The sequence below is a fragment of the Dysgonomonadaceae bacterium zrk40 genome (genome assembly GCA_016916535.1).
Classification (GTDB): Bacteria; Bacteroidota; Bacteroidia; order Bacteroidales; family Dysgonomonadaceae; genus Proteiniphilum.
Genome location: CP070276.1, coordinates 2,112,567 through 2,130,496, shown reverse-complemented (window position 1 = coordinate 2,130,496; position 17,930 = coordinate 2,112,567). Strand labels below are relative to the sequence as shown.

Genomic DNA, 17,930 nt, shown 5'->3' with positions numbered 1-17,930 from the left:
TCCCAGATTTTTTGGAGAGGCATGGGAGGGGCATTGGAGAGGTATGGGAGAGGCACACGTCCTGTACCCTCTCAAAACATATGATATGCTTCTAAAAGGTCATTTTCCGAGGTAAGAAGAAAAAAAAAGCTGTCTCATGAGAAATCATGAGACAGCTTCAGGTTTTTGCGACATCTCCCTTTAGGAGAGCTTTACCAGTGTCGTTTTGATGCGGGCAATCGCTTTTTTGATGTTCTCGTCGGAAGTGGCATAAGAGAGACGGATACAGCCTGGGGCACCGAATGCATCGCCCCCCACACAAGCCACATGTCCCTCCTCCAGGAGATACATGGCCAGGTCGGTAGCAGTTGCGATCTTACGGCCGTTGAATGACTTGCCGAGGTAACTGGTGCACTCAGGGAAAATGTAGAAAGCTCCCATCGGGTTGTTCACCTGCAATCCGGGAATTTCGTTCAGGAGTGAGACAATCAGGTTGCGTCTTCTCTCAAAAGCGGTACGCATCTCAGCCACACAAGACTGGTCACCGTTGTAGGCTGCGACGGCTGCTTTCTGCGAGATGGATGAGGGTCCGGAGGTATATTGCCCCTGCAACATGCTGCATGCAGAAGCGATCCACTGGGGTGCTGCGATCCAGCCAATGCGCCAACCGGTCATGGCATACCCTTTTGATACACCGTTCACCACCACCACACGGTCGCGAATAGACTCGAACTGTGCAATAGATTGGTGTTGCCCTATATAGTTGATGTGCTCGTAGATTTCATCGGCAATCACGTAAACATTGGGATATTTCTCCAACACGGCAGCCAGCGCCTTCAACTCATCCTGCGTGTAGACACTCCCGGTGGGGTTGGAAGGAGAGCAGAGAATCAGCGCTTTCGTGCGCGGTGTGATGGCCTCCTCGAGTTGCTGAGGTGTAATCTTGAAATCCTGTCCAATGCCTGCGTACACATACACCGGTGTTCCCTCTGCCAACTTCACCATCTCTGGATAGCTCACCCAATAGGGTGCGGGAATCACCACCTCATCCCCCTTGTCCACAATGGAGAGAATCACATTGCAGAGAGATTGCTTGGCTCCCCCTGACACGACAACCTGTGCAGGAGTATAGGTGAGTCCGTTTTCATTTTCCAGCTTGGTGCAGATCGCTTTTTTGAGGTCCGGGAAACCGGCTACGGGCGAATAAAATGAAAAATTATCGTCGATCGCTTTTTTGGCTGCCTGTTTGATATGTTCCGGCGTGGTGAAATCGGGTTCACCCACACTCATGTTGATCACATCAATACCCTGAGCCTTGAGTTCATTGCTCTTTTGTGCCATCGCAAAGGTTTCGGAAGGCGACAAAGCAGTCAATCTGGCAGATAATACATCCATAATTAAATTGTTCTTTTTGTTAGATAATCGCACAAAGATATATATATTTCACATCATATTCCTGTTTTTTCTGAATAAAAGGCAATAATACACAGAAATGTCTTTCATAAAAACAAAAAAAGCTGTCCTAAGACAGCCCAATCTATAATTGTTTCGTACTGATTCAAAAAAAAAGCGTTCATGCCCCTTTCGGACATTCAGCTTCAACCTTCATTTTCACTCCTTCGGGCATCAGCATACTTGCAGGGAATCCTGCTTTCTGCTCCTGAGAAGATGTGGCATTCATTCAGCCCGCATTGCGCAAGCTCGCTCTCAATAGACGAAGTCTGTTCATTCTGTTTGTGCGATATGAGACAGCCCCGTTTGAGATGTTTTGTTCCAGATACCTGATCTGTCCCAAAATTTCTTCTTTGGTAAGGTTTCTGATTGTCATAATTCTTTTTTCAATTAAAAAGTTATGATTTATCGGCAACCGTCTTTGTAAGCCATTCAAGATGTCTGTGATAACCTAAAAAATGATTTCAAATAACTCGCTTGCCATTTAAATCACTGCAAAGATACCACAAAAAATATGTTTTACAACATGTTTTTGATTGATTCTACAAAAGATGCATCGATTTTGTTTATGACTGAAATATATAAACTTTTGAAACTGGCGATCCATATGCCACTTCAACCACACAGAAGAGCGGAGAAACTATGAGGGTGTGATTCAAGACAAAAAAAGGGGAATATTTGCATTCTTGACAATGCAAAATTCCCCAATCTGCGGAAGCGACGAGATTCGAACTCGTGGTACAGTTACCCGTACGGCAGTTTAGCAAACTGCTGGTTTCAGCCACTCACCCACACTTCCTTCTGTGTTCGCCTGAAATCGGGTGCAAATATACAAGATAGTTTTTAACTTGTCAAAGAAAAAGCGATAATTTCAATTGAATCTTCCTACTTTTGTGCTGATTTTTTTCCACTAAGCAGCATTAAAATGGAACAAACCCACAAACGAAAATCGCATAAAATAATCCTCTGGACAGCGGGACTGCTTTTGCTGTTGCTGCTTGCGGCAGCAATCTATGCATACCGGCAGGTTTTCGCCCCCCTGAATCCGGCCGAGACAGCCTATGTTTACATTGAGGAGAAGCACGACTATGAAGAGGTGATCCGTCAGCTCAAGGAAAAAGCGTCTCTTCCCTCCGAAAAAATCTTTCGCCTGCTGGCCGAAAAGATGAATTATCCGTCACAGGTGAAAAGCGGGCGATATGGGATCAGCGCGGGAATGAGCATGCCCGATGTGATACGCCTGCTGCGCTCGGGGAATCAGACCCCAGTCAACATCACCTTCAACAATATCCGCACAAGGGAGGATCTTGCCGGACGACTCGCCGGACAGCTCATGGTCGACAGCCTGTCGCTCCTGAAGTTACTCCATGATCCGGCAGTGGCTGAGGAGTTGGGGTTCAACGTTGAGAACTTCCCAGCCATGTTTATCCCCAACACCTACGAGGTATACTGGAACACGGATGCAGAGTCGCTGTTGCAGCGGATGAAAAGTGAATATGACCATTTCTGGAACGAGGCACGAAGGAAGAAGGCTGAAGCGTTGGGACTGACACCCATGGAGGTCTCCACACTGGCTTCAATTGTAGAAGAGGAAGCCACCTATGCAGATGAATACCCCGTTGTGGCGGGGCTCTACCTGAACCGCCTCAACAGAGGGATGCGGCTGGAGGCTGATCCCACGGTGAAGTTTGCCGTAGGCGACTTCACATTGCGGCGCATCCTCTACAAACACCTGGAGGTGGAATCACCCTATAACACTTACAGGAGAGAGGGATTGCCGCCCGGTCCCATCCGAATACCCTCCATCGCAGCCATCAATGCCACCCTGTCACCAGGGCAACACAACTATCTGTTCATGTGTGCAAAGGATGACCTCTCAGGACGGCACAACTTCGCTGTCACACATGCCGAGCATGCACGCAATGCCGCGCGCTACCAAAGAGCGCTCAACGAGCGGGGGATCTACTAAAATTCGATCTCATCGGGATGAACACCTGTACGTTCATTCCGGTCAAGCATGTCGATCATCGACATCTCATCGGCTGTCAAGGAGAAATCAAACAGCTCTATGTTTTCCCGCTGTCGATCTTTGTTGGATGACTTGGGGAGGGGCAACAACCCTTTCTGAAAATTCCAACGGAGGATCACCTGTGCGGTGCTCTTTCCTTTTTTGGATGCAATCTCCAGCAAAACGGGATCTGTCAACAGGGGTATCTTGCTGCTCCCCAGTGGGCTCCAGGACTCCACCACAATGCTCTTCTCGCGGCAGAAATCCTGCAGCTCCTGCATCACCAGATAAGGATGCAACTCCACCTGGTTCACAGCAGGAACAACATCTACCCCATCAAGCAGCTCTTTCAGATGGTGCATCAGGTGGTTGCTCACCCCGATGGCACGAACGGCGCCAGAAGCGTAAATCTTTTCCATTTCATGCCAGGCCTCAACAACCTTACCCTTCACGGGCCAATGAACAAGGTAAAGATCAACAAAGCCAACATCGAGCTTCTGCATACTCTCTTCAAATGCCTCCGTGATCCTTCCTTGCAGGATGTCACTGCCCCACAACTTGGTGGTCACAAACAACTCATCCCGGGGAATACCGCTTTCGCGCAGTGCCTTGCCGATAGGCTTTTCATTCCCGTAAAGGGTGGCGGTATCGATGTGACGGTAGCCGGCATCAAGGGCAGTGCGAACCGCATGCTCCACCTCGGCATCATTTCTGCCCAGGCGATAGGTACCAAGGCCCGGTGAAGGAATTGCGATTCCGTTATTCAATTCAATGGTTTTCATAATCGTTCTTTTCGCAAACGTTGCTGTACGTTCTTTTTGTCCATATGTATCTGTTCCACCAACTGTTCCATCGTTTCAAACTTCTGATCTGACCGGATGAAATCGATGAATTCAACCGTTAGGGATTGGTTGTAGAGGTTACCGCTGAAATTGAAGATGTTCACCTCTACGCTCACCTCCGGATCAGCATGTAGTGTAGGGCGTGTGCCAATGTACAACATCCCCTCATAGGTTTCTCCCAGCAAGTGAACCCGCACGGCATAGACACCCAGTGCAGGCACTACCTTGTATCGCTCCCATGAACGGATGTTGGCTGTCGGGAAACCGATGGTGCGCCCCACGCGATACCCCTCCACAATCTTACCCGACAAGGTATATCTGTAGGAGAGGAGACTGTTTGCACGCATCACGTCACCCTCTTTCAAGAGTTTGCGGATACGGGTGGAACTGACATTCTCACCATCGGACTGCCACTCCTCAGCACGGATCACATCCATGCCAATCGCCTCACCATATCGCTCGTAGTCTGCGTAACCCTCCTTCCGATCATGGCCGAAGCGATGGTCATATCCCACCAAAAGGGTGGAAACGTGCAATTGCTCCTGCAGCACCTGTTGCATAAAGGCACTTGCAGAAAGTTGTGAAAGCGACTTGGTGAAGGGCAGTGTGATGCAATAATCCACTCCCGTGGATGCCAGCAAGGCCAGTTTCTCCTCGTATCCGCAGAGCAATGCCGGTTGATAATCTGTTTGTAGCACCTTGCGGGGATGTACCGGAAAGGTAACCACTGCCGAGGGTAGTTGTTTTCGTGCGGCCTCTTCTCTTACCTGCTTTATCAGATAACGGTGCCCGGCATGCACGCCGTCAAAAAAACCGACCGTGGCTACAAATCGTTTTTCCGTCGTTTCTTGATTGTTTGTTAGATCAATGTGTTCCAAAATAACCCGATTGTTTTCAGTCCTCTTCCCTTTCTCTCTTTGAATGATCATAACATCTTACCAGACTGTTTGGTTTTCACCATCCACTTTGATCATCCTGATGAAGAGTGCTTGTCATTGTCTGCAAAATATTAAAAAAATTAAGTAACTCGGTGTGAAGATACAATTATTCAATATCTTTGCAAAAAGGAAATCCTTCTGCAAAGATAATCTGTCAACCTAAAAGTAATAGAGAAATGTCAAAATTTAATTTTCTGATCGCAATTGCAACAGCTACCGCAATCACCTCCTGCGGTAGTACAACGAAACACAACAGCCTCACTCAGGAAGAGGTTGCCGAGGGGTGGGAGCTGCTGTTCGATGGAACAACCCTGAACGGATGGCGTGATTACAATGGTGAAAATTTGACGGCGCCCTGGTACGCCGAAGATGGGATGATTCAGGCCAAGGGAGAGGGAGCCGATGAGCATGGCTACATCGTTACCGAGAAAATTTACGAAAACTTTGAACTGGTGTGGGATTGGAAAATTGCCGACGGAGGCAACAGCGGCGTGCTGTATCATGTGGTAGAGAATCCCAAGTTTGCGGTCCCCTATGTTACCGGGCCGGAGTATCAACTCATCGATGAACTGAACTTCCCCGAGCCACTTGAGGATTGGCAAAAGACGGCAGCAGACTATGCCATGCACACCACCGACCCGGAGAAAACAATCATCAAACCGGCAGGAGAGTGGAACAGCTCCAGAATCCTCTTCGACAACGGCCACGTGGAACACTGGCTTAACGGTGAAAAGGTAGTAGAATTTGAGGCCTGGAGCGAGGATTGGTTTGCCCGCAAAGAGAGCGGCAAATGGGAGAACGCACCCGAATACGGTCTTGCCCGCAAGGGTGTGATCTGCTTGCAAGACCACGGTTCAGCAGCCTGGTTCCGCAACATCAAGATCAGGGAGCTGCCCCGTAGGGAAGAGGAAGTCTCTCTCTTTAACGGCGTCGATCTGACCGGATGGGAGGTGTACGGCACCGAGAAATGGTACGTAGAAAACGGAGAACTGATTTGTGAGAGCGGTCCCGACAAACAGTATGGCTACCTTGCCACCCGCGCCTACTATGATGATTTTGATCTTTCAGTTCAATTCAAACAGGAGGCAGACGGAAATTCCGGTGTCTTCATCCGTTCATTTATCGAACCGGTAGCCATGGTAAACGGCTGGCAGGTAGAGGTAGCCCCCAAAGGGAATGATACCGGCGGCATCTATGAATCTTACGGCCGTGGATGGCTGGTACAGATCCCCGACGAGAAGGAGGAGATCCTGAAAGAGGGTGAATGGAACACGCTGCGTATCCTGGTGAAGGGCGACAACGTGAAAACCTACCTCAACGGGGAAGAGATGGTGGACCTGACCGACGAGAAAATTGGTGCGGCACAGGGACGGATTGCACTTCAAATCCACGACGGGGGTGGCATCAAGGTACGGTGGCGCAACATGAGCCTTCAAACCCTCTGATTCATTCCAAAATAAACACTGCGCAAAGAATCAATATCACAAACCCTGTTTCTTATCCCGAGACAGGGTTTGTGCTGATATAGCCTGGATGATCGTGGCATTGTTTTTGCAAAACATATTCTAAAAGAGAGAAAGGTTGTGCCTGGATGCATCCCTTCCAAAAAAACAGCCTATCTTTGTAACAACAACAGACTTATCATTCAGAATGACAGAAAAAAACGAACTGGTAGAAACTATTATTGAAGGCATCCAGGAGAAAAAAGGTAAAAATATCAGCTCCATACGATTGAAAGGTATCCCCGGAGCTATATGCGATTACTTTGTGATTTGCGAGGGAAACACCCCTACCCAGGTATCGGCACTGGCAAACTCGGTTGAGGAGATGGTTCAAAAGAAAACAACCGAGAAACCGATACGAATCCATGGACAACAACAAGCAGAATGGATTGCCATTGATTATGGCAATGTGATTGTGCACATTTTCCTACCCGAACTGCGAACATTCTACAACATCGACAACCTATGGGACGATGCAAAGAGTGAACGCATTCCCTCACTCTTGTAAAACTAATTTACCGAATATTTGTTACAATTTATCCGGACGAAGCGAATCAACTTCATGCACCACGCCGGTATAAGCCAAAAGGCAATAGAACATTTCAAACATGAGCAATACAAACAGCAATAAAGATAAGCAACCTACGATGCGCCCCAAGATGGGTGGCACCAATCCCAAAAGCCCCATCAACCCCTATTGGATCTACGCCATCGCACTGGCCATCTTAATGGGAATGTGGTTCTTTGGTCAGGACACCTCCGTGAAGGAGGTGACATGGTCTGAATTCCAACAATATGTGAAAGAGAACCGGGTGAAAAGCATCGTGGTTTTCAGCAACAAGGGTACAGCCGAGGCGATGGTACGCGAAGAGTCGGTGAACCATATCTTTGGAGAGGATGCAGCCAAGGCGGGACGCACTCCTGTGATCCAGGTGGAAGGAGCATCTGCCGATGCCATTGCAGAGTTTATCGAGACTGTCAAGACAGAACAGAACTACGACATCGATGTGCGGTTCGACACTACCTCGGAGATGTGGGGCATCCTGATCACTTTCGCTCCATTCCTGCTGCTGATCGTCTTCTGGATCTGGATGATGCGCCGCATGCAGGGTGGTGGCGGTGGTGGTGCCGGCGGAGGTGTTTTCAACGTTGGCAAGTCGAAAGCACAACTATTCGACAAGGACTCGGGCCAGAAGGTGACCTTCAGAGATGTAGCCGGCCTCTCGGAGGCAAAAGAGGAGGTGCAGGAGATTGTTGAGTTCCTCAAAAATCCGGGCAACTACACCAACCTGGGAGGTAAAATCCCCAAGGGAGCGCTGTTGGTAGGCCCCCCGGGCACCGGCAAGACCCTTCTCGCAAAAGCAGTGGCCGGTGAGGCCAACGTACCTTTCTTCTCCATCTCCGGATCTGACTTCGTGGAGATGTTCGTGGGGGTGGGAGCCTCACGTGTGCGCGACCTCTTCCGACAGGCGAAAGAGAAGGCACCCTGTATCGTCTTTATTGATGAGATCGATGCCGTAGGGCGTGCACGTGGCAAGAACACCAACTTCGGCTCGAACGATGAGCGGGAGAACACGCTCAATCAGCTGCTGACCGAAATGGACGGCTTCGGCTCCAACAGCGGTGTGATCATCCTGGCAGCCACCAACCGGGCAGACGTACTGGATAAAGCGTTGATGCGCGCCGGCCGCTTCGACCGACAGATATACGTAGAACTTCCTGACCTGAACGATCGGAAGGAGATTTTCAAGGTGCACCTACGCCCCATCAAAATAGATGAGTCGATCAACATCGATTTCCTGGCTCGTCAGACACCCGGCTTCTCAGGCGCTGACATCGCCAATGTATGCAATGAGGCAGCATTGATTGCCGCCCGCCGCAAAAAGAAATTCGTGCAGAAGAATGATTTCATGGATGCGGTTGACCGCATCGTGGGAGGTCTGGAAAAGAAGAACAAGATCATCACGCAGCATGAGAAGCGATCTATTGCCATTCATGAAGCGGGTCACGCCACACTCAGTTGGTTCCTGGAGCATGCCAACCCATTGGTTAAAGTAACCATAGTGCCACGCGGCAAGGCGCTGGGCGCGGCCTGGTACTTGCCTGAAGAGCGTCAGATCACCACCAAAGAACAGATGCTCGATGAGATGTGCGCCCTGCTGGGGGGACGAGCCGCCGAAGAGATATTCATCGGCCAGATCTCCTCCGGAGCAATGAATGACCTGGAACGCGTCACCAAACAGGCTTATGCGATGATCACCTATATGGGTATGAGTGACAAGCTGGCCAACCTGAGCTATTACGACTCTACAGGTCAGGAGTACACTTTCTCAAAGCCATACAGTGATGAGACAGCACAGTTAATCGACACCGAAGTGAAGGCGATGATCGCCCAGCAGTACGAACGCGCCAAACAGATTCTGAATGATCATACCGCAGGCCACAATCAGTTGGCGGAGATTCTGCTGGAGAGAGAGATCATCTATTCGGATGACCTTGAACATATTTTTGGTAAACGCAGATGGGTATCGCGCTCACAGGAGATCCTCGACAGCAAGACAGAAGTGGCGGAAGAAGAGGTGATCCCCTCACGTCCTTCAGGTTCAAGCGACTCGGTTTTCATTGACACTGATACCGACGGTCATGGTTCCAATCTAAAGCAACAGGATGAGGAGAAGTTAAACGATGAGACCGAGGAGACGGAAATCAAGACCCATAAATAATCTCAACACCCGATAGAGAGAACCGATCCCGGTCGGCCTCCATCATAAAAGCCTGAATGACAACATTCAGGCTTTTATGATGGAGGCGAGTGATCTCGCTATCCGGAATCATTTCAAACTATGGCGAACAAATTGTTTCTCCTTCTCGTTATATAAACAAACAAAAGAACAGAGATATGAAAGCGATTCATCAATATCTTACAATTGGACTGATGGCACTGACAATGGTCAGTTGCAACCAATCAAACGCAAATAATAAAGATCAACAAACTAAAAACAGTGTAGATATGAAATTTGAAAAAGTAGCATTACCTTATGCAACCGATGCCCTGGAGCCGGTTATCAGTAAACAAACCGTAGAACTGCATTATGGCAAGCACCACCAGGCCTATATTGACAACCTCAACAAGTTGATAGTGGGAACAAAATTCGAGAACGCAGATCTGGAAACCATTGTGAAGGAGAGCGATGGTGCGATCTTCAACAACGCAGGCCAGGCACTCAACCACAATCTCTATTTCACCTCCTTTAAGAAAAACGGCGGAGGTGAACCGAACGGAAAACTGGCAGATGCCATCAATGAGCAGTTCGGCTCATTCGACAAATTTAAAGAGGAGTTCAACGCTGCCGGTATGGGGGTATTTGGTTCCGGATGGGTATGGCTGGCCAAGGATGAAGGCGGCAAGCTCTCCATCCTGAAAGAAAGCAACGCCGGTAATCCGCTCACCAGCGGCCTGACTCCGGTACTCGGATTCGACGTATGGGAGCACTCCTATTATCTCGACTATCAGAACCGTCGTGCCGATCACCTGAAGGAGATTTGGAACATCATCGACTGGGATGTGGTGAGCGCACGTTACTGATCAAAAAAAAATAGACTGGCATCAACTAAGCCCAGTCTATGTGATAAACTATGAGAGAAGGAATCCACCGGGATTCCTTCTCTTTTTTTTACTACTTACGGAAGCATCATGATGCCGCTCAGCATTCTTCCTGAATGAACAGTCTGCCGACGGGCAGAAAAGAAGAGATCCTCCCGTTCATAAGTGCAGAGATCACTCTTTTCAATGTTTTCCCGCAGGACTCCCAAGCGGAGTAGCTCCCTCCGGTTAATCTCCTTCAGGTCGATGTGCCAGCGTGACGAGGCTCCATTAGCCGTCGACAATAGCGGGTCATTCAAATCAAAACCATTCAGGGAGAAAGAGTTCATCACCTCCTCCCCCACCTCATAGTGATGCTTTGAGATGGCGGGTCCGATGGCAGCAAGCAGATTGGCAGGAGATGATCCAAATCGATCACCCATCTCACGGATGGTTTTCTCCACAATGCGGCCCGCACTGCCCCGCCAACCGGCGTGAATTGCAGCTATCACCTCTTTTTCCTTATCATAGAGGAGGATGGGAACACAATCGGCAGTAGTGGCACAGAGAAAGAGTCCCTTCTCAGCGGAAAGGGTGGCATCCACTCCGTAGAGCCGTTCCATCACTTCACTCCTGCCGAGAGAGAGAAAATCCTGATCTATGGTCAGCACACCAGTACCGTGTGTCTGATGAGGAGTGATAAAGTGGTTGGGGGCAAGGCAAAACATTCTGGATAAGATCTCACGGTTCTCACTAATCTTCAGTGGATCATCATCGGAGAAATTACCCATGTTAAAGGAGGAGAAAGCACCACTGCTCACACCTCCGACGCGCGTGGTGAAGAAATGCATCACCTTCTCTTCCGCCGCGAACAGATCAGATAACAACAGGTTGTTATAATGGGGATGCTGCCTCATCTGCCTGTTTATTCATCAATATCATAAGGCTCATCGTCACCACCCCACACATCATCATCCACAGATGACTCATCGTCAGGGATTGTTTCATCTTCTTCAAAGCCTAGTTGCGACAGATCCAGGTTGCGATGAACCAGTGACTCACGTGTGACTGTCATTGGGACCGTCATATCGGTGTTAAGTTCCCGCCAGAGAATATCTTTCAAGGTGGGAATCCCAAAACCGGTGATTGAAGAGATGAAGACATAGGGTATCTCCGGCAGATCGCAAGAAATCTCATGCATCAGCTCCTCGTCGAGCATATCGGACTTGGAGATGGCCAGCACATGTCTCTTGTCCATCAGTTCGGGGTTGTATTGCCGCAACTCGTTCAGCAGGATATCATACTCTTTTCGGATATCTTCGGCATCGGCAGGGATTACGAAGAGAAGAAGTGCGTTTCGTTCGATGTGACGCAGGAAACGGAGTCCTAGCCCTTTACCCTCACTGGCACCTTCAATGATACCGGGAATGTCAGCCATCACAAACGACTTGGTGTCGCGATAGCTGACGATACCCAGGTTGGGCTCCAGTGTGGTGAAGGGATAATTGGCGATCTTAGGCTTGGCTGCCGAGACCACGGAGAGCAAGGTTGACTTGCCGGCATTGGGGAAACCTACCAGTCCCACATCAGCCAGCAGCTTCAGCTCCAGTATAACCCAACGTTCTTCATAGGGTTCACCCGGTTGTGCATAGCGGGGTGCCTGGTTGGTTGCTGTCTTAAAATGTTGGTTGCCCTGACCGCCGCGCCCTCCCTTGAGCAACACCACCTCCTGGTCGTGATCGGTGATGTCGCAAAGGTACTCACCGGTGTGGGCATCATAGGCTACGGTCCCACAGGGAACCTCAATCACGCGGCTCTCACCCTTCTTGCCGGAGCGTTGCGCCTTGGAGCCATTCTCACCATGTTCGGCAAAGAGATGGCGCTGGTAGCGAAGGTGAAGCAAAGTCCAATAGTTGCGATTGCCACGCAGGATGATGCTTCCACCATCCCCTCCGTCGCCTCCGTCGGGACCACCTTTGGGAATATACTTTTCGCGCCTGAAATGGGCGGATCCGCGTCCTCCCTTTCCAGATCGACAGAAAATTTTTACGTAGTCTACAAAATTTGTTTCAGCCATTATAATGTTACCCTTTCAATCTCTTTCACAATCGATTCAAAGATCGATTCGACCGATCCGACACCTGTTATCTCTTTCAACAGATCCTGATTGCGGTAAAACTCCTTCAGGGGGGCGGTCTGTCGGTAATAGACTCTCAACCTTGACTCAATTGTCTTGCGATTGTCATCGCTCCTGCCGGAGATCGCACCTCTTTTCAGCAAACGGTCAATCAGTTCTTCATCGGCCACTTCCAGGCTTACCACTATATTCACGGTTTCATCGTGTCGCAGAAGTAACTCATGCAACGCCTCCCCCTGAGGAACCGTACGGGGAAAACCGTCAAAGATAAATCCTTTTGCACCTTTGTTGCGTGCAATTAACTCTTCCAGCATCTCAATCACCACACAGTCGGGGACCAGCTCTCCCTTCGACATATAGGAGTCGGCAAGTTTACCCAGTTCGGTTGATGATGCGATTTCTTCTCTTAAGATCTCACCGGTGGACACGTGTTGCAGTCCGTACCGTTCGGCTATCTTCTCACTTTGTGTTCCCTTTCCCGATCCGGGAGCACCAAAAATCACTATATTCAGCATATTTCTCAACAATAATAAAGTTGCAAAGATACACTTTTTCATCCGTTTCACTTTCATTTTGATCCCATTATTCCCACTTTGCCAATTTTTAATTTCTGAAATGACGCATTAAAAGGTTATTATCGTCATTTGAACCAATCACTGATTTGGATGTTATTTATAAAATGTCCAACAACAACAATGTGAAGGAACAATGAAAAAAGAGGAATTCAAACAAAAGACACACCTGGTGATTGATGAGCTGGCTGAAACCATCTCAAGGCTGGAAGCCAGGGCAGGCGAGATTGCAGATGATGCAAAGGAGGAATACAAGGAACAACTGGAGAAACTGAGAGAGCTACGCGACAGCCTTTCAGCAAAACTGGATGAGTATGACATGATGGCAGACGGCAAATGGGATGTAGTGAAGGAGAGTGCCGGAAACTTCTTTGCATCTGTTGCGGAAGCATGGAAGGAGAACTACGGGAAGGTTGCGGATGCCTTTAGAAAAGAACCCCCACAGGAAAACTGACAGTCAATTTGCGGACTGGGCATATTCATGAAATTATTCAAATAAAAAAAAACTCCATAACCTTCTCAGGTTTTGGAGTTTTTTTGCTGTGAGGTACCTGGCGGATTCGAACCGCCGTAAACGGTTTTGCAGACCGGCGCCTAACCACTCGGCCAAGGTACCATTCTCGCACAAAGCGGATGCAAAGGTAATATTTTTTTCCTACATACAAAATGGTTTACTCCTTTTTCTCTGGCAGAGGTTGAAACAGGCAGGCGGTATCAGGAAAAAAGAATACGAAAGGCATCGCTCACCTTCTTCACCTGAATCATCTCAATTTTCACCTTTTTGGTGTACCCTTTCAGATTATTGGCCGGTATCAGGATGCGGGAAAAGCCCAGTTTTTCTGCCTCCTGGATGCGTTGTTCAATGCGATTCACCGGCCGTATCTCACCGGACAGACCCACTTCACCACAAAGTGCCGTGTTGCTCTCCACACTCATATCGAGGCTGGAAGAGAGGATGGCACTAATCACCGAGAGATCCATCCCGGGATCGTTCACACGCAACCCTCCGGCAATATTGAGAAAGACATCCTTCTGTGCCAGCCTGAAACCTGCACGTTTCTCCAGTACTGCCAGCAACATGTTCATTCGTCTGATATCAAAACCGGTGGCGGAGCGCTGCGGTGTTCCGTAGGCAGCAGTACTCACCAGTGCTTGTGTCTCAATTAAAAAAGGACGAATCCCCTCGATGGCGGCCGCAATGGAGACACCACTTAACCCCTCATGATTTTGCGTCAACAGCAACTCGGAGGGATTGCTCACCTCACGAAGACCCGACTGGTTCATCTCGTAGATTCCCAGCTCGGCGGTACTGCCAAAACGATTCTTGATGCTCCGCAGGATGCGGTACATATAGTGTTGATCGCCCTCGAACTGAATTACAGTATCGACAATATGTTCAAGGATCTTTGGGCCGGCAATGCTTCCTTCCTTGGTGATGTGGCCAATCAGCAGCACTGGTGTTCCAGACTGCTTGGCGAACTTGAGCAGGGCTGCCGCACACTCCCGCACCTGTGAAATGCTCCCTGGAGCCGACTCGAGTGCCTCACTGTAGATGGTTTGAACGGAATCGACGACCAGCAATCGGGGAGAAGTGCTCTTCACATGTTTAAAGATCTCATCGAGGTTCGTTTCGCATACAATCAGGCAGTCATCATTCTGCAACCCAATGCGATCGGCACGCAGTTTAAGCTGCCGGGCACTCTCCTCTCCGGAGACATAAAGTGTGCGCAATCCATTCAGCTTCAGGATGGTTTGCAGGACAAGGGTAGACTTGCCAATCCCCGGTTCGCCACCCAGCAATACCACCGATGCAGGAACAAGTCCCCCACCCAAAACCCTGTTCAACTCGCCATCAAGGAGGTCGATGCGTGGTTCCTCGTCTGCACGAATCTCCCCCAACTGCTGAGGTTCACTCCTTACGCTCTGAAAGGAACGAGTGTCCTCCTGTTTAGCCGTGACATCCTTGCGTACCAGCTCTTCCACGAAAGTGGACCACTCACCGCAAGAGGGACATTTGCCCATCCACTTGGGTGATTCGTAGCCGCATTGGCTGCAGAAATAGACTGATTTTAGTTTGGCCATACCGATAGCATTTGGTGAGGTAAAGTTAGGAAAAAATATTTACATTTGCATTTGAACCATTACTGTCATCGAAGAATCTACTTATGTCCCAGAACCATTCATCCATTGCCCAATCGCTCGGGTTACCCCTCAGAAGCGTTGAGAATACCATCCGCCTGCTGGGGGAAGGAGCCACCATCCCTTTTATCAGCCGTTACCGAAAGGAGATGACCGGTGGCCTCGATGAGGTGCAGATCGCCCGGATCGGCGAAATGAAAGAGAAACTGGAGGAGCTTGATAAGCGGAAGGAGTATATCCTGAAATCGATCAGCGAGCAGGAGAAACTGACACCGGAATTGGAAATGGAGATCCGCCATTGCCCCGACAGCACCCTTTTGGAAGATCTCTATCTGCCCTACAAGCCAAAGCGGCAGACAAGAGCCGAAATAGCCCGCAAGGAGGGGCTGGAAGGATTGGCCAGTTGGCTGATGTCACAACAACAGCACCCGGTTGAACAAGAGGCTGAACGTTATAAAAATGATGACGTGGGGAGTACCGCTGAAGCACTGAAAGGAGCCCGTGACATCATTGCCGAGTGGGTTAACGAGGATTCCGAAGCGCGACAAATAGTACGTCAGATCTTCGCACGTGAGGCGATGATCACCGCGAAAATGGTAAAAGGCAAAGAGCAGGAGGGTGAGAAGTACAGCGATTATTTCGACTTCGTCGCACCCATCTCACGACTGCCCTCACACCGTTTGCTGGCCATCCGACGTGGTGAAAAAGAGGGATTCTTACGTGTCTCAATCTCCCCCGATGATGAACATTGCTTCCGACGACTTGAAAAGGTATTCGTGAAGAACAACAGTGAAGCGGCGGACCATGTGATCGAGGCGGTGAAGGATGGTTACAAACGATTGCTGAAACCCTCCATCGAGACAGAATTTGCCAACCTTACAAGGGAAAAGGCTGATGAGGCGGCCATTACCGTCTTCGCAGAGAACCTCAGGCAGTTGCTGCTCGCACCTCCACTGGGACAAAAGCGTATCCTGGCCATCGACCCGGGTTACCGTACCGGTTGCAAGTTGGTGTGTCTCGATGAGCAGGGGAACCTTTTGCACAATGAGACCATATACCCCCATCCACCACAGAAGGAGTATGGCAAGGCAGGCAACAAGGTGGTGAAGCTTGTTTCCACCTACCGTATCGATGCCATCGCCATCGGGAATGGCACAGCCAGCCGTGAAACAGAGGGTTTCATCACCGGACTGCGATACGAGAAAGAGGTGAATGTGTTTGTAGTAAGCGAGAGTGGCGCATCAGTCTACTCCGCCTCGAAGGTTGCCCGCGAGGAGTTTCCGGAATACGATGTCACCGTCCGGGGAGCCGTCTCCATAGGACGGCGGCTGAGCGATCCGCTGGCGGAACTGGTAAAGATCGACCCTAAAGCGATCGGTGTGGGGCAATACCAGCATGATGTAGATCAGGGGAAGCTGAAACGTTCACTCGACCTGACGGTGGAGAGTTGCGTCAACCTGGTGGGAGTGAACCTGAACACTGCCAGCAGGCACCTGCTCATCTACGTCTCAGGGTTGGGTGAATCGCTTGCTAACAACATTGTGGAGTGGCGTTCCACAAACGGTCCTTTCCGCTCTCGCCTGGAACTGAAGAAGGTTCCACGACTGGGGGAGAAAGCGTTCGAGCAATGCGCCGGCTTTCTACGGATAACTGAAGCAGAGAATCCACTAGACAATTCCGCAGTCCATCCCGAGAGTTACCCCATCGTTGAGCAGATGGCGAAAGACCTTAAATGCAGTGTGAGGGAGTTAATCGGCAACATAGAACGCATCACCGCCATCGATAAGGAAAGATACAAGAATGAAACTGTTGGTGATGAAACATTGGTTGACATCCTGCAAGAGCTACAAAAGCCGGGGCTCGACCCCCGATCAACGGTTCAGACACTTGAATTTGACCCTTCTATCCGGCTGTTAGACGATCTGCAGGAGGGGATGATCCTTCCTGGTATCGTGACCAACCTCACCCAGTTTGGTTGCTTTGTGGATATCGGCATCAAGGAAAACGGACTTGTTCACATCTCGGAACTGGCTAATCGGTTTGTCTCCAATGTATCGGAGGTGGTGTCACTCCACCAACATGTGAAAGTGAAAGTGCTTTCTGTGAACAAGGAGAGAAAACGAATTCAGCTATCAATGAAAGGAGTCTGAACCATTATCCTGACAGATTTGGTTTAGAAGTTGAATTCAAGTTGCCTCTTTAGCAGGGCAAAACTCTTGCGGTGATGGGGTGTTATGCCGTGCACTCGAATCGCCTCGCGGTGCTCCTGTGTAGGATAGCCCTTGTTGCGGCTCCAACCAAACTGAGGGTATTGTTTGTCCAGATCACGCATGTGATCATCGCGCCAGGTCTTTGCGAGCACCGATGCCGCAGCAATCGACAGATATTTCGCGTCACCTTTGATGACACAGCTGTAAGGTATCCCCTCATACGGCAGGAAGCGATTACCATCCACCAGTATATGCTGCGGCTTGTTGGAGAGCAAGCTTAGTGAACGATGCATCGACTCTATGGAGGCTCTCAAAATATTGAGTCGGTCAATCTCTTCCGGTGTACAGGATGCAACGGCATAAAAGAGCGCCTCCTGTTCAATCACAACTCGCAACTGTTCACGTTGCCTCTCGGTGAGCTGCTTGGAGTCGTTCAGCATGTCGCACCTGAAGTCAGGCGGCAGAATGACAGCGGCAGCAAAGACCGGTCCGGCAAGACACCCCCTGCCTGCCTCATCACATCCCGCTTCCAGAATGCCTTCATGCATGCAGGATAACAAACCGGTAC

The 17,930-nt window shown here is 49.7% G+C and carries 15 protein-coding genes and 2 tRNA genes; 7 read left to right on the top strand and 10 right to left on the bottom strand.

Annotated elements, in window-relative coordinates; genetic code table 11:
- Window positions 1-180: 180 nt before the first annotated feature.
- Window positions 181-1,374 (bottom strand): pyridoxal phosphate-dependent aminotransferase, encoded by a 1,194-nt coding sequence (locus tag JS578_09005; protein ID QRX63020.1) that lies wholly within the window; start codon window positions 1,372-1,374, stop codon window positions 181-183.
- 769 nt (window positions 1,375-2,143) lie between these two features.
- Window positions 2,144-2,230: transfer RNA gene (locus JS578_09000), tRNA-Ser, on the bottom strand.
- Window positions 2,231-2,356: 126 nt separating this feature from the next.
- Between JS578_09000 and mltG the strand changes: the two genes are divergently transcribed.
- Complete coding sequence (mltG, locus tag JS578_08995) at window positions 2,357-3,400, top strand: endolytic transglycosylase MltG (protein QRX63019.1); 1,044 nt, start codon at window positions 2,357-2,359, stop codon at window positions 3,398-3,400.
- Here the strand turns inward: mltG and JS578_08990 are convergent.
- Both JS578_08990 and JS578_08985 read right to left on the bottom strand, forming a co-directional pair.
- Window positions 3,397-4,221 (bottom strand): aldo/keto reductase, encoded by an 825-nt coding sequence (locus JS578_08990; GenBank protein ID QRX63018.1) that lies wholly within the window; start codon window positions 4,219-4,221, stop codon window positions 3,397-3,399. The two genes, mltG and JS578_08990, sit on opposite strands and share 4 nt — an antisense overlap.
- Complete coding sequence (locus tag JS578_08985) at window positions 4,218-5,210, bottom strand: bifunctional riboflavin kinase/FAD synthetase (protein ID QRX63017.1); 993 nt, start codon at window positions 5,208-5,210, stop codon at window positions 4,218-4,220. The genes JS578_08990 and JS578_08985 overlap by 4 nt, the downstream gene beginning before the upstream one ends.
- Before the next feature lie 185 nt (window positions 5,211-5,395).
- Here JS578_08985 and JS578_08980 point away from each other — a divergent pair, with 185 nt between their 5' ends.
- The 4 genes from JS578_08980 (at window position 5,396) to JS578_08965 (ending at window position 10,307) form a co-directional block, all read left to right on the top strand.
- A complete protein-coding gene (locus JS578_08980; protein ID QRX63016.1) occupies window positions 5,396-6,664 on the top strand; it encodes a DUF1080 domain-containing protein in 1,269 nt (422 codons plus the stop codon).
- A gap of 205 nt (window positions 6,665-6,869) precedes the next feature.
- Entirely contained in the window at window positions 6,870-7,229 is a 360-nt protein-coding gene (gene rsfS / locus JS578_08975) for a ribosome silencing factor (GenBank protein QRX63015.1), read from the top strand.
- 100 nt (window positions 7,230-7,329) lie between these two features.
- The gene (ftsH, locus tag JS578_08970) at window positions 7,330-9,444 is read left to right on the top strand and encodes an ATP-dependent zinc metalloprotease FtsH (protein QRX63014.1); all 2,115 of its coding nucleotides are present in this window, start codon (window positions 7,330-7,332) and stop codon (window positions 9,442-9,444) included.
- A 287-nt stretch (window positions 9,445-9,731) separates the two neighbouring features.
- Window positions 9,732-10,307: a superoxide dismutase gene (locus JS578_08965; protein QRX63013.1), complete on the top strand. Its 576-nt coding sequence runs from the start codon at window positions 9,732-9,734 to the stop codon at window positions 10,305-10,307.
- A gap of 95 nt (window positions 10,308-10,402) precedes the next feature.
- Here JS578_08965 and pgeF read toward each other — a convergent pair whose 3' ends face one another.
- From pgeF to JS578_08950, 3 genes are read right to left on the bottom strand one after another with little or no spacing between them, the layout of a single operon-like run.
- Window positions 10,403-11,221 (bottom strand): peptidoglycan editing factor PgeF, encoded by an 819-nt coding sequence (gene pgeF, locus JS578_08960; GenBank protein ID QRX63012.1) that lies wholly within the window; start codon window positions 11,219-11,221, stop codon window positions 10,403-10,405.
- Between the two features lie 8 nt (window positions 11,222-11,229).
- On the bottom strand, window positions 11,230-12,381 hold the full coding sequence (gene obgE, locus JS578_08955; GenBank protein QRX63011.1) for a GTPase ObgE: 1,152 nt from the start codon (window positions 12,379-12,381) through the stop codon (window positions 11,230-11,232).
- The gene (locus JS578_08950) at window positions 12,381-12,956 is read right to left on the bottom strand and encodes an adenylate kinase (GenBank protein QRX63010.1); all 576 of its coding nucleotides are present in this window, start codon (window positions 12,954-12,956) and stop codon (window positions 12,381-12,383) included. Before JS578_08950 ends, obgE begins: the two co-directional genes overlap by 1 nt.
- A 193-nt stretch (window positions 12,957-13,149) precedes the next feature.
- Between JS578_08950 and JS578_08945 the strand changes: the two genes are divergently transcribed.
- Window positions 13,150-13,467: a hypothetical protein gene (locus tag JS578_08945; protein ID QRX63009.1), complete on the top strand. Its 318-nt coding sequence runs from the start codon at window positions 13,150-13,152 to the stop codon at window positions 13,465-13,467.
- 91 nt (window positions 13,468-13,558) lie between these two features.
- Here JS578_08945 and JS578_08940 read toward each other — a convergent pair.
- Both JS578_08940 and radA read right to left on the bottom strand, forming a co-directional pair.
- Window positions 13,559-13,629 (bottom strand) — tRNA-Cys (locus tag JS578_08940).
- A gap of 98 nt (window positions 13,630-13,727) precedes the next feature.
- A complete protein-coding gene (gene radA, locus JS578_08935) occupies window positions 13,728-15,095 on the bottom strand; it encodes a DNA repair protein RadA (protein ID QRX63008.1) in 1,368 nt (455 codons plus the stop codon).
- 83 nt (window positions 15,096-15,178) lie between these two features.
- Here radA and JS578_08930 point away from each other — a divergent pair, with 83 nt between their 5' ends.
- A complete protein-coding gene (locus JS578_08930; GenBank protein QRX63007.1) occupies window positions 15,179-17,302 on the top strand; it encodes an RNA-binding transcriptional accessory protein in 2,124 nt (707 codons plus the stop codon).
- Window positions 17,303-17,325: 23 nt separating this feature from the next.
- Here the strand turns inward: JS578_08930 and JS578_08925 are convergent, their stop codons facing one another.
- Window positions 17,326-17,910 (bottom strand): ribonuclease HII, encoded by a 585-nt coding sequence (locus tag JS578_08925; GenBank protein QRX63006.1) that lies wholly within the window; start codon window positions 17,908-17,910, stop codon window positions 17,326-17,328.
- Window positions 17,911-17,930: the final 20 nt, after the last annotated feature.